The sequence below is a fragment of the Pseudarthrobacter sp. genome (genome assembly GCF_036675385.1).
Lineage (GTDB): Bacteria > Actinomycetota > Actinomycetes > Actinomycetales > Micrococcaceae > Arthrobacter.
This window is the reverse complement of sequence record NZ_JAKFFD010000222.1, coordinates 1-12656: the sequence shown is the minus strand read 5'-3', so window position 1 is coordinate 12656 and position 12656 is coordinate 1. Positions and strand designations below refer to the sequence as shown.

Genomic DNA, 12656 nt, shown 5'->3' with positions numbered 1-12656 from the left:
GGCACGGATGCGCTCCTGGCCTTCGTTGCCGATGAAATTGAGCCACACCCCGCCCGAGGCATAGGGCGCAATTTTCTGGCGGAAGTCCTTCACCCAGGCCTTGGCCAGCTCGCCTTCCTCGGGTGTGGGGGAGATGCCGTAGGGGTGGCTCACCCAGGCCGCGTTCCGGTTGATCAACGGCGTGGCCGCCCCCGCGCTTCCGCCCACCGCGCCGCCCCAGCGGGCGATGAGCTGCTGGGACGTGGCATCGGGGAGGTTCCGTGCCGACTCAACAAAAAGATCCAGAGCTGCATCGGGAAGTTCGTCGTGGTAGTCCGCGCTCCAGTAGTTGTAATGGTCCGGAGGATCATCCAGGGAGCCGTTGAACTCTGCATAGCCTGTGTCACCCACCAGGTCGACGGCGGGTCCGAGTTCGCGGAACGGCCGGGCATGTTCGGAGCCTTCCTCGGGCTCACCCGCGTAGACATAGCCAATGGCGACGGCCATTTTTCCCACCAGATGCTCAGGCACAAACGGCTCGGGCGGAGCGGTCAAGTACAGCAGCCCCACCCCGACGCCATCGGGGGCTGCGAGGGCCAGGTCCCTGTACGCGCGGGAGACGTCCAGGGCCTCTTCACCGGGCCACAGCCATATCCCGGCGTGCACCACGGGGCCGAGCCGGTGCGCCTGGAATGTGAAGGACGTGGCCACGCCGAAATTGCCGCCGCCGCCGTGGAGTGCCCAGAAGAGTTCGGGGTTTTCCCGGGCGCTCGCGGTGACACGCTCGCCGTCGGCCGTCACCAGGTCCACCGAGACGAGGCTGTCGCACGCGAACCCGAAGGAGCGCTCCAGCCAGCCGGATCCGCCGCCCAGGGTAAAGCCGGCCACACCGGTGGTGGAGGCCCGTCCGCCGGTGACCGCCAGGGCATGCTCCTGGGTGGCGCGGTCGAACTCGCCCCACGTCAGGCCCGCCCCGGCGGTGACGATGCCGGACTCGGGGTCCACATCGATGGACTTCATGGGCCGGACATCGATCACCAGGCCGTCGTTGTTCATGGACATTCCGGCCACTGAGTGGCCGCCGGCCCGGACAGCAATGGCGAGGGAATTTTGCCGTCCGTAGCGCAGGGCTTCGGCCACGTCCGCGTCATTTGAACACTGGGCAATCACCGCCGGACGCCGGTCAATGCTGGCGTTGAAGACCTTCCGGGCCGGGTCATAGTCGGGGCTGTCAGGCCTGATCCACTTCATCACAAACGCTCCTCAGCGACTGCAGCCCCTCCCCTTCCCCATAGCGTAGGACTTCGGCCCGGGACGTTCCAGAGGAAGCCCAACTGGAGCCTCGCGCGGGAGCGAAAGAAGGAGCAAAGTCATTTTCGGATAAGCGGCGAAAACTACTGAGAAACACCGCATATACGGACTAGAATCATGAAATGCCCACTATTCGCGTATCCGAAGCCGCCCGGTTCCTTGGCGTCAGTGACGACACCGTCCGGCGCTGGACAGAGAACGGCAGCCTCACCCCCGTCAAGGACGACGCCGGCCGGCTGGCCGTGGACGGACTGGAACTGGCCCGGCACGCCCAGAAGCTCGCGCAGCTTCCCGAGGACCCGCACCGGTCAGGGAGTTCGGCGCGCAACAGGTTCGTTGGCCTGGTCACGGGTATCACTGCGGACAAGGTCATGGCCCAGGTGGAACTTCAGTGCGGGCCGTTCCGGGTGGTGTCGCTGATGAGCAGCGAAGCCGTCCGGGACCTGGGCCTGGAGCTCGGCTCCGTGGCCACCGCGGTGGTCAAAGCAACCACAGTCATCATCGAAACCCCGCACGGAAAGAGCATTATTTGAGCATCCGCACACACGCCGGCGCCGCCATCATCACGGCTGCCCTCATGCTGGGCCTCGCCGCGTGCGGAACGGCTACGACGCCCACGGCCACACAGTCCGCCGCGTCGCAGTCCCCGGACGCCGCCGGTCAGGTCTCCGGGACCATCACGGTCTTCGCAGCCGCGTCGCTCAAGGCCACCTTCACCCAGCTGGCCAGCGACTTCGAGGCGAAGAACCCCGGCACCAAGATCGTGTTGAGCTTCGCCGGTTCCTCGGACCTGGTCACCCAGATCACCCAGGGCGCACCGGCCGACGTTTTTGCCTCCGCCGACACCAAGAACATGACCAAACTGGCCGATGCCAAGCTCCTGGACGGGACCGCGAAGAACTTCGCCAGCAACGTCCTGGAGATCGCCGTCCCGCCGTCCAATCCGGCGTCGATCGCGTCCTTCGCGGACCTGGCCAAGCCAGGCGTCAAGGTGGTTGTCTGTGCCAGCCAGGTTCCGTGCGGGGCGGCCGCGGACACGGTGGAAAAGGCCGCGGGCGTGACCCTCTCGCCGGTCAGTGAGGAGTCATCGGTGACGGACGTCCTGGGCAAGGTCACCTCGGGCGAGGCCGACGCCGGCCTGGTCTACGTCACCGACGTCAAAGGCGCCGGAGGCAAGGTCAAGGGGATCCCGTTCGACGAATCCGGCAAGGCAGTCAACACGTATCCCATCGCCACAGTAGGCTCGAGCCGGAACAAGGAACGGGCGGCAGCCTTCATCGCCATGGTGACCGGCGCCGACGGGCAGAAAACCCTGAGCGCGGCCGGCTTCGGCGCCCCGTAAGTAAGCCGCACCCAAGGAGACCATGAGACAGGCCAGGAACGGCGGGTACGGCGGCGTCCCGCGCTGGATTCACGTCCTTGCGGCGGCGGGTGGCCTGTTCGTGGTGCTGCCGCTCGCGGCCATGGTGGCCAAGGTCAACTGGGCCCAGTTCATCCCGCTGATCACATCGGAAGCGTCGCTGCAGGCCCTTGGGCTGAGCCTGCGCACGTCGGCGGCCAGCACTTTCCTGTGTATCGTGCTGGGCGTGCCGCTCGCCCTGGTCCTGGCCCGCGGCAGCTTCCCCGGCCAGCGCTTCCTCCGTTCACTGGTCCTGCTCCCGCTGGTGCTTCCGCCCGTGGTGGGCGGCATCGCACTCCTGTACACGTTCGGGCGGCAGGGGCTGCTGGGCAGGACGCTGGAAGTGGCTGGCCTGCAGATCGCCTTTTCGACGACGGCGGTCATCCTGGCCCAGACGTTTGTGGCCCTTCCGTTCCTGGTGGTCAGCCTCGAAGGCGCCCTGCGGACCGCCGGGAACCGGTACGAAGCCGTGGCCGCGACGCTCGGCGCCGGACCCACCACGGTGCTCCGCCGGGTCACCCTCCCGCTCGTGCTGCCGGGACTGGCCTCCGGCGCGGTGCTGTCCTTCGCCCGCAGCCTGGGCGAATTCGGCGCCACCCTCACGTTCGCCGGCAGCCTGCAAGGGGTGACCCGGACCCTGCCGCTGGAAATCTACCTGCAGCGGGAAACGGACGCCGATGCCGCCGTCGCGCTTTCCCTGGTCCTCGTGGGGGTGGCGGTTGCCGTGGTGGCGCTCGCGTACCGCAGTCCCCGCGCCGCCGAACGGGCCCCCGCGCTTAGCGGGGAACGCACGACGACGGCGCCCGCCCAGGGAGGCGCGGTCCGGTGACATTCTCGGTTCAGGCCGCCGTGGCTGGCCGCGGGTTTGACGTCTCCCTCGCGCTGGGCGCGGTCGAAACGGTGGCCGTTATGGGAGCCAACGGCGCCGGCAAATCGACCTTGCTGAGCGTCATCGCGGGCCTGCTGCACCCGGACTCGGGCACGGCCGAACTCGACGGCAGGGCGTTGTTTGACCTCACCGCCGGGCGCGGCCAATGGACGGCTCCGCACCGGCGCGGCACGGCGCTCTTGGCCCAGGAACCGCTGCTTTTCCCGCACCTGAGCGTGCTGGAGAACGTGGCTTTCGGGCCCCGGAGTGCGGGGGCTTCGAAGCAGGCTGCCCGGGAGTCCGCCCTGCGGTGGCTCGCGGAAGTCGAGGCGACGGAGCTGCAGTCCCGCCGCCCGGCCGAGCTTTCCGGCGGCCAGGCGCAGCGCGTTGCGGTGGCGCGGGCGCTCGCTGCCGACCCCGGGCTCCTGCTCCTGGACGAGCCGATGGCCGCGCTGGATATCCATGCCGCGCCGCTGCTCCGGCGCCTGCTCAAGCGCGTGCTGGCCGGCAGGCGGGCCATCATCATCACCCACGACGTCCTCGATGCCCTGATGCTGGCCGACCGGGTGGTCATCCTCGAAAACGGGCGGATCAGTGAGGAAGGCCCAACGCGGGACATCCTCCAGCGCCCGCGCAGCCGGTTCGCGGCCGGACTCGCCGGGCTCAACTTTGTGGCCGGCCACCTGACCGAACACGGTCTGCGGTCCGGTGCCCTCAACCTCTATGGCCACCACGACGCAGCCGCCCCGCTCCCTACCGGGCAGCCGGGCGTGGCTGTCTTCCCGCCGTCGGCCGTTTCCGTTTTCCTCACCGAAGCGCATGGCAGCCCGCGGAACTCCTTCGCCGTGACCATCACCGACCTCGAGCCGCACGGGGACGGGATCCGGGTCCGCGCCGGGGAGGGCGGGCAGCTGAGCGCGGACATCACGCCGGCTGCCTCTGTAGATCTCGGGCTGGCGCCGGGCATGCAGGTGTATTTCGTCATCAAGGCCGGCGCCGTCGCCATCTACCCCGGCTGAAGAGGCGCAATGCGCGGGTAGGCTGGTCAGCGTCGTCCGGACGCGGCGGCGGTATTGGGGGAGAACCATGAATAAAATTACGACGGCGGCTGCCGTCCTGGCGCTGCTGGCGGGCCTGTCCGGGTGCAGCCTGTTCCCGTCGCCGACGCCGCTGCCGGACATCGCCCCGGCAACGCCCGCGTCCGTGCTGCCGCCGGAGTGCCCCTTTGTGGGCCGGGACGAGGTGTCGCCGGTCCGGATCCCCAAGGGCTCGCCGCGCGAAACCATCGGCAGCGTCCTGAACGCCTACAGCGGCTGGCTCAACGCCGGCTCCGAGCTGGTCACGGCCTGGAGCCCGGGCAAGGCCGTCCCGGAAAACTGCGTCGCAGACCTCGCTGCAAAAAACGCCGAAGCCTATTCGAGCACGCTGTTCACCACGCACAGCGACGTCGCGTGGCAGGAATACTTCGCGGCGGTGAAGGTGATGAACCAGCAGAACCTGGCGGCGGTCCGCGTTGCCGGGCCGGAGACGGGCGGGCGCGGCACGTTTGAGCTGCTGCAGGAGATCGATTCGAGCGCCGCGGACAGCGGCACGTTCCTGAAGTTCGACGCCATCTACCGGCCCACCGTTGCCGGGCAGGGCAGCTGGGAGGACCTGGACACACCGACCCGCTGGTACGTGGAACTCGTCCCGGCGGGGGAGTTCCTGGTGATCAACTACATCGAAACCAAGCCTGCGGCCGGCTATCCGGCAAAGCCCTAAACCGCCCGCAGACCGCTGGCTACATCCCCATAGGGGCCGGCCTCAGTTTTCCCTCAGCAAAAGGAAATCTGTGGTGCAGCATCGTCGCTACGGAAGTTAGCGAACTCCGGAGTCCGTGCTAGCAGCTCGAATGCGTCTTCTCCGTGCGCGTCTCACCGTTCGTGAGGACAACCTGGGAGTTGGCGCGGCACGTCACGCCAACCTCGGTAAACGTGTTCTGGCTACTCAGCTTTGTCACGTTGTCCGTCAGGGTGTAGTGCGTCTTATAGTCGAACGACGACTGGCCGTCAGTCGTCTGATCACGGGTGTTGGTCGTGTAGTGGCCGTCGACGTTTCGGGTCGCGCCGCGGAACTCATAGGTGTATGACCCGTCGGGGTTGCTGGTTTCGGTGTGTTCCACCTGGGCGCGGTTGCTGCCCGGGTCGGCCGGCGGCGCGGCCAGCGCCGGCGAGGCAGTGAGGGCGAGAGCCAGGCCAGCGCCGGAGGCGACGACCAAGCGGGTCAAACGGTTCAAACGGTTCATGGTTAGGGTCCTTCCGCTTCTTTGTCGGGCGGCCCCAACCGCAGTGAGTGGAGTCTAACGATTGCCTATAGCTCCGCACAACACTTTCGCGAGCATCCTGTCGCTACGCCAGTCCCTGGACACGGATTTCCACATAGGCGTCGTGCAGCTCTGGACAGGCAGTTCGCCGTGGGCAAACATTGGGCGTAGAGGGCACATCCTCAAAGTTGAGCGTTGTAGACTCAACTTAGCGAAAAATGCGCACCCCGGAAGGAGCTCTCTTTGGACGTCAAATTCACCACCAAGAGCCAGGAGGCTCTTTCGGCAGCAGCCATGAACGCCTCGACGGCAGGAAATCCCCAGGTGGAACCGGCCCACCTGCTCAAGGCGCTGATGGATCAGCGGGAGGGCGTCGCCGTCGCGCTTCTCCGCGCCACGGGCGCAGACCCGGATACCGTCAGCGTGCAGGCGAGCGGCGCCATCAAGGCGCTGCCGGCAACGTCGGGCGGCTCCACGCAGCAGGCCCAGTTGTCCCGGCCCGCGCTGCTGGCCATCCAGAACGCCAAAAACGAGGCCGACCGGCTGGGTGACACGTATGTCTCCACCGAAGTGCTGCTGCTGGGGCTCTCAGCCGGGAGTGACGCCGTCGGGCGGTTAATGCGCGACGCCGGTGCCTCCCATGAAGCGCTTCTCGCCGCCCTGCCGGGTGTCCGCGGCGACCGCAAGGTCACCACGCCGGACCCGGAGAACACGTTCCAGTCGCTCGAGAAGTTCGGCACTGACCTCACGGCGATGGCGCGGTCCGGAAAGCTGGACCCGGTGATCGGCCGCGACACCGAAATCCGGCGCATCATCCAGGTGCTGAGCCGGCGCACCAAGAACAACCCGGTGATCATTGGTGAGCCCGGTGTGGGCAAGACCGCCGTAGTGGAGGGTCTGGCCCAGCGGATTGTGGCAGGCGACGTCCCGGAGAGCCTTCGCGGCAAGACCCTGATCGCCCTGGACCTTGCCTCCATGGTGGCGGGAGCCAAGTACCGCGGCGAATTCGAGGAACGGCTCAAGGCAGTCCTCGAGGAGATCAAGAACTCCGAAGGCCAGATCGTCACCTTCATTGACGAGATCCACCAGGTGGTGGGCGCCGGTGCCACTGGCGAGTCCTCGATGGATGCGGGCAACATGCTCAAGCCCATGCTGGCGCGCGGTGAACTGCGGCTGATCGGGGCCACCACCCTCGACGAATACCGCGAGAACATCGAGAAGGACGCGGCCCTGGAGCGCCGGTTCCAGCAGGTGTACGTGGGCGAGCCAAGCGTGGAGGACACCATCGGCATCCTCCGCGGCCTGAAGGAGCGCTACGAGGCGCACCACAAGGTGACCATCGCGGACTCCGCCCTGGTTGCCGCCGCCACGCTGTCCAACCGCTACATCTCGGGCCGCCAGCTGCCGGACAAGGCCATCGACCTGGTGGATGAAGCCGCGTCCCGGCTGCGCATGGAGATCGATTCCGCGCCGGAGGAGATCGACCAGCTGCGCCGCGCCGTGGACCGGCTCACCATGGAGGAGCTGGCCCTTGCCAACGAAAAGGACGCGGCCTCAGTGGAGCGCCTGGCCGCAATCCGTGCGGACAAAGCGGACAAAGGCGAGGAGCTGTCGGCACTCAACGCCCGCTGGGAGGCGGAGAAGGCTGGCCTGAACCGCGTGGGCGACCTGAAAGCCAAGCTCGACGAGCTCCGCTCCACGGCGGACAAGGCGCAGCGTGAAGGCGACCTGGAGACGGCGTCGCGGATCCTTTATGGCGAGATTCCGGCAGTGGAACGTGAACTGAACGCCGCCGCCGCAGCCGAAGAGGCGGTGACGGACAAACCTGCCCCGATGGTGGCTGACGAGGTCACGGCGGACGACATTGCCGAGGTCATTTCCGCGTGGACGGGCATTCCGGCCGGGCGCATGCTGCAGGGTGAAAGCCAGAAGCTGCTCCACATGGAGGAGGAGATCGGCAAACGCCTGATCGGCCAGGCCAAGGCGGTGGCCGCGGTGTCCGACGCCGTCCGCCGTGCGCGGGCCGGCATCAGCGATCCCAACCGGCCCACGGGTTCGTTCCTGTTCCTGGGGCCCACGGGCGTGGGCAAGACCGAGCTGGCCAAGGCGCTCGCGGATTTCCTGTTCGACGACGAACGCGCCATGGTGCGGATCGACATGTCCGAGTACGGCGAGAAGCACTCGGTGGCGCGGCTGGTGGGCGCCCCTCCGGGATACATCGGCTACGAGGAGGGCGGCCAGCTGACGGAGGCCGTCCGCCGTCGGCCGTACTCTGTGATCCTGCTGGACGAGGTGGAAAAGGCCCATCCGGAGGTTTTCGACATCCTCCTGCAGGTGCTCGACGACGGCCGCCTCACCGATGGCCAGGGCCGCACCGTGGACTTCCGCAACGCCATCCTGGTCCTCACCTCCAACCTGGGCAGCCAGTTCCTGGTGGACCAGTCGCTGGACGCGCAGGCCAAGCGGACCGCGGTCATGACCATGGTCAACGCTTCCTTCAAGCCGGAGTTCCTGAACCGGCTGGACGAGATTGTGCTGTTTGAAGCCCTGACCGTTGACGAGCTGGCTGAGATTGTGGAACTGCAGGTGGCCGAGCTCGGCAGGCGGCTGCACGATCGCCGGCTCAGCTTGGAAGTGTCCGATGGCGCCCGCGCCTGGCTGGCCATGTCCGGCTTTGATTCCGCGTACGGTGCCCGGCCGCTGCGCCGACTGGTGCAGAAGGAGATCGGCGACCGCCTGGCCAAAGCAATCCTGTCCGGCGACATCGCGGACGGTGACACGGTGCTGGTGGACACCGCGGCCGACGTCGACGAACTCACCATCGAGGGACTCGAGGCGCTCGCAGGACCCGAAGGCGGTACTCCCGCCGGCACGGGGCTGGTGGTGCGGCGGAAGGAGTAGGCACTCAGTGGGTTAACCCACGGTTTGTGCCTGGGAGGGCACAGCGGTGAGTTGCTGTTTGATGTCCTCCCAGTTCGTCGCCACGCGGCGTTCCACTATGAGTCCATCCACCACCCGCTCCAGGGTCAGGCTCTCGCTGGTAATGGGAGCGCCGGTCGGGGCGATCCCTTGGAATTCGCCGCCGCTATGCACTGCATGCATAGTCACTCGGCATGCGACCAGGTCTCCTTCGGCGATCTGGTCTTCCAGGGTGAAACTGGTGCCGCTGAACATGGTGTTCCAGCCTTTGATGGCCGTCAGCAATGTGTCCCGGTCCACTGGTTCAGTGTTTCCGTGCACGTACGCTTGGAGTTTGGGCGACAGTACGCGGGCGAGCGCGGCCTCGTCTTGGTCCTCAAAGGCCCGGAAGAACGTGCGTACCACTTCCTTGTTCTGGTCAGTAGTCATTGGACTTTCCCTTTCGGTGCTTATCCGGGAATCTCCGGATAAGCACAGATTAGGATCATGCGGCACAACCCAACTCCGTGTACGCACCCAATTGGCGGGGGGAATCAGTGACGTCGGGGAGGGTTTTTGCGGGGGATTGCCAAGGTGTCCTGTTCTGGCCCCAGACCATGGCGGAACGCGTAGTTGGCGGCAGCCGTGCGGGCTGCCGGGCCATCCACTCCAATTTTCAGGTAGACGTTGGCGGTATGCCTCTCGATCGTACGCAGGCTGAGCCCCAGCCCCACGGCGATGGTTTGATTGCTCTCGCCTGCTGCAATGAGGTGGAGCACCTGGACTTCGCGTGGTGTTAGGCGGACGGCCGGTGAACCGGGGGATTCTGGCAAAACTGAAGGCGCCTGCGGCTCCAGCAGGTCATTCACTAAAGAACCGGTTTCCTGCGGCGTCAGGGTCCGGCCTGCCGCGAGGTGTTCGCGGAAGGCGTCCTCTCCGAGAAGGGCCGTGGCCGTGGACGCCGTGCGGACGAATTCGGCCCGGTCAAACGCCCAGAGCACTGCACCGTACTGGTCGAGCCGTCCTTGTACGGCACCAAGCAGCAACGCCGATGTCCGGGGCGACCCTACTGATGCGGCTGCAGAAGCCCAGGCGGCCAAGGCCATGGTGACGCCCCAGTCGTCATTGCCGTCCTGTGCCACCCGCATTGACTCGCCAAGGTGATGGCGGGCTCCTTCGAGGTCACCGCGGGCCCTGGCCACTTGTCCCAGCCGGACGCACCGCCGTGCAATGGCGAATGAGTGGCCCAGCTGGCGGGCGAGCACCTGGCTTTTCTCGTAGCAATCGGCTGCCTTGCCAACGTCTCCCTGCAGGAACGAGGCATCTCCCAAAGCGAAGAGGCAAGCTGAGGTCCACCACTGGTCACCTGCCTCCTGTTCCAATGCCAACCCTCGTGCCGCCAGAGCTGCGGCCCGTGGAGCGTCCGTGCCCATAGTTGCGTGGGCCAGATAGTGCAGCTGCCGACCCACAGCCGCAGGATCTTCCAGCTCAGCGAAAATGGCGGCAGCTTCCTCCCAATGGGTTCGCGCCTCATCAATTTGCCCTGCATGGACTGCGAGGAATCCCGTGGATTCGTGGAGACTTGCCAGGACTTGACGCGGAATTGGATGGGGGCTGGCAAGGTAGCGCCGGGACCACATCAGCCCTTCCGCGAATTCACCGCGCAATTGCCACACCTGGCAGAGGGTGCAAACGATCTCGGCTCCGGACTCTATTCCTTCCGGCACGTCGAGGCCCCAGGCCATCGCCGCCCTGAAATTGTCCCGGTCCTGCTCCAGGCGCAGTGTCCAGGCGGGCTGCTTTGGGCCGTTCAGTTCTCCGCGCGCCTCCATCGCAACGGCAGCAAACCGGGCTGCGTGGGATCTGCGCAGCAAGGATCTTTCTTCCGCCGCCCTCAATTGCTCGTCAGCGTACTGGCGGATGACTTCGAGCAGCCGGAATCGCCGGGCGCCGCCACGCGGCCGTTCCACCACCACCAGGGATTGGTCGACAAGGTCGGAGAGCACGGTGAGGATGTCCGCCGCCGCCAGCGTCCCGCTTGGACAGATTGCTTCAGCGTCTTCCAAGGACCATCGACCCGCAAAGACAGCCAGCCGTCTGAACAGCGTCTGCGCGGACTCAGAGAGGAGCCCGTGGCTCCAATCCAGAGCCGCACGAAGAGTGGCATGTCTCTGTGCGCCGACTGGTCCGCTGCCGGTGAGGAGCACTAAGGCGAGCTCCAGGCGTTCAGCGAGTTGCGCCGTCGTCAGCATTTTGATCCGGCTCGCCGCCAACTCGATGGCGAGAGGGAGTCCATCCAGCCGGCGGCAGACACGTGCCAGAGGGGCAGCGTTTTGCGCGCTTACGGCGAAGCCCGGAACCACCATGCAGGCGCGTTCGGTGAAGAGCCTGACTGATTCACACGCGGCGATCTCTGCGGGCGGAAGTTCTTCGGATGCCGGCACCGGCAGAGGGTCAAGCTGCCAGGTTCTTGCTGCCTCGAGAGGCAGCGGCACTCGGCTGGTAATCAGGATGTGCAGTCGCGCACAGCCAGCCAGTAGTTCCACACTGACTTTGGCGCACTCCCGGGCGATATGCTCACAGTTGTCCAGCACCAACAACGCCGGCGTAGCTCCTAAATGTTCAGCAAGAGCTGGGATCTCGCCTTGGCCAGGCTTGATGAAGACGCCGAGGGCTGATGCGATGGTGGATGCCACGAGCTGCGGGTTGGCCGTGCCCGTGAGATCGGTCCAGTAGACCTGCCGATTCGAGTGTTCTCCGGCCTTCGCCGCCACAGCCAGCGCCAGTCGCGTTTTACCGGATCCCGCGGCGCCGGTGACGACTAGCAAGCGGGTGGCACCAGCATCCAGCCAGCTCAGCAACGAGGCCGTCTCACGATTCCGGCCGATAAAGCTTGTCAGGGGCCTGGGAGCGGTGCCGGAAGGATGGGGCGCAGACTCGAGTGGTGCGTTCTCCGGGACCGACAGGGCTAACTGACGTGCCCGCAGTACCGCATCCTGGCGCGTGTGGACGCCGAGCTTATGAAATACCTGACGTAGATACCACTTCACCGAACTGGGCGCGATGCTCAGCCGAGCGGCAATTTCGGCGCTGTCCAGACCGTCCGCGAGGAGAATCGCCACCTCGGTCTCCCTGGCCGTCAGGGGCTGGGTGGTCTCGGGAATCTGGGCTCTGATCTGCGACATATCCTGCACCGTTTTAGCAACGAAGTACGAGGCGAGGCCTGTTCCTTAGGGTCCATCCCCAACGGCCAGGCCGACCAGTACCTAATTGTCCTCCTGGCTGTTCCATTTGTCCGGCCTAAATTCCGCGTACGGTGATAGGGAGCTTGTGGACACCGCGGCCGACGTCGACGAACTCACCATCGAAGGGCTGGAGGCGCTGGCAGGACCCGACGTCGACGCTCCCACCAGCACCAGCACCAGCACCAGCACCAGCACGTAGCCGGTCGGCAGATCGCTGCTCCAGCGTCGCGGCTCGCGGACCAGGACCTGCGACGCCAGCTGCTCGGGGGTGGGTAGGCTGTTGGGCGCAGGCGACGGACCCCACTGGTGACACAATATCCGTGCTTCAGACCGAGGTCGCCCGAAGGAATCCATGCCCCGCTATCACTTCAGTCCTCAGCTCTACCAATCTGCAGCCCCGTTTTCCCATTACGTTGAACAACGAAATACCGGATATACCTCGGGCATCATCGGCCAGCGCCGTGATACTGGAGAGCTGGTCTCTGACGATGTCTCCCAGCAGTGCGATGCGATGCTGACGAATCTCCAGGTCCTGCTGGACGAACAGGGGCTGACGCTGAAGGATTTACTGCGAACCACCATTTATCTGACTGACTACAAAGACTTCCAAGCCATCAACGACGTCTATTCCAGGCGTTTGCACGAACCGTATCC

11 protein-coding genes are annotated in these 12656 nt (G+C 65.9%); 7 read left to right on the top strand and 4 right to left on the bottom strand.

The window, feature by feature from the left end; translation table 11 throughout:
• The coding region (locus V6M49_RS18175) for an FAD-binding oxidoreductase (protein WP_332762514.1) at positions 1 to 1230 on the bottom strand (1230 nt) is incomplete at its 3' end.
• Positions 1231 to 1412: 182 nt separating this feature from the next.
• On the opposite strand from V6M49_RS18175, the gene V6M49_RS18170 reads away from it, so the two are divergent.
• The 5 genes from V6M49_RS18170 to V6M49_RS18150 all read left to right on the top strand — a co-directional run bounded on the left by V6M49_RS18170 (position 1413) and on the right by V6M49_RS18150 (position 5318).
• Positions 1413 to 1823, top strand: a complete 411-nt coding sequence (locus tag V6M49_RS18170; protein ID WP_056341185.1) for a TOBE domain-containing protein — start codon at positions 1413 to 1415, stop codon at positions 1821 to 1823.
• Between the two features lie 44 nt (positions 1824 to 1867).
• Complete coding sequence (gene modA, locus V6M49_RS18165) at positions 1868 to 2632, top strand: molybdate ABC transporter substrate-binding protein (protein WP_332762516.1); 765 nt, start codon at positions 1868 to 1870, stop codon at positions 2630 to 2632.
• Between the two features lie 22 nt (positions 2633 to 2654).
• The gene (locus V6M49_RS18160) at positions 2655 to 3518 is read left to right on the top strand and encodes an ABC transporter permease (RefSeq protein ID WP_332762512.1); all 864 of its coding nucleotides are present in this window, start codon (positions 2655 to 2657) and stop codon (positions 3516 to 3518) included.
• Complete coding sequence (locus V6M49_RS18155) at positions 3515 to 4576, top strand: sulfate/molybdate ABC transporter ATP-binding protein (protein ID WP_332762511.1); 1062 nt, start codon at positions 3515 to 3517, stop codon at positions 4574 to 4576. The genes V6M49_RS18160 and V6M49_RS18155 overlap by 4 nt, the downstream gene beginning before the upstream one ends.
• A 67-nt stretch (positions 4577 to 4643) precedes the next feature.
• Positions 4644 to 5318 carry a hypothetical protein gene (locus V6M49_RS18150; protein ID WP_332762509.1) on the top strand — a complete coding sequence of 225 codons (675 nt, stop codon included), beginning with the start codon at positions 4644 to 4646 and terminating at the stop codon, positions 5316 to 5318.
• Between the two features lie 118 nt (positions 5319 to 5436).
• On the opposite strand, the gene V6M49_RS18145 is transcribed toward V6M49_RS18150, so the two are convergent.
• Positions 5437 to 5841: a hypothetical protein gene (locus tag V6M49_RS18145; RefSeq protein ID WP_332762508.1), complete on the bottom strand. Its 405-nt coding sequence runs from the start codon at positions 5839 to 5841 to the stop codon at positions 5437 to 5439.
• A 261-nt stretch (positions 5842 to 6102) separates the two neighbouring features.
• Here V6M49_RS18145 and clpB point away from each other — a divergent pair, with 261 nt between their 5' ends.
• Positions 6103 to 8760, top strand: coding sequence for an ATP-dependent chaperone ClpB (gene clpB / locus V6M49_RS18140; protein ID WP_332762506.1), 2658 nt, complete (start codon positions 6103 to 6105; stop codon positions 8758 to 8760).
• 12 nt (positions 8761 to 8772) lie between these two features.
• Here clpB and V6M49_RS18135 read toward each other — a convergent pair whose 3' ends face one another.
• Together V6M49_RS18135 and V6M49_RS18130 are read right to left on the bottom strand one after the other, a co-directional pair.
• Positions 8773 to 9207: an ester cyclase gene (locus V6M49_RS18135; RefSeq protein ID WP_332762505.1), complete on the bottom strand. Its 435-nt coding sequence runs from the start codon at positions 9205 to 9207 to the stop codon at positions 8773 to 8775.
• Between the two features lie 104 nt (positions 9208 to 9311).
• Entirely contained in the window at positions 9312 to 11942 is a 2631-nt protein-coding gene (locus V6M49_RS18130) for an ATP-binding protein (protein WP_332762503.1), read from the bottom strand.
• Positions 11943 to 12354: 412 nt separating this feature from the next.
• On the opposite strand from V6M49_RS18130, the gene V6M49_RS18125 reads away from it, so the two are divergent.
• A partial coding sequence (locus tag V6M49_RS18125) for a RidA family protein (protein ID WP_332762501.1) occupies positions 12355 to 12656 on the top strand: 302 nt, incomplete at its 3' end.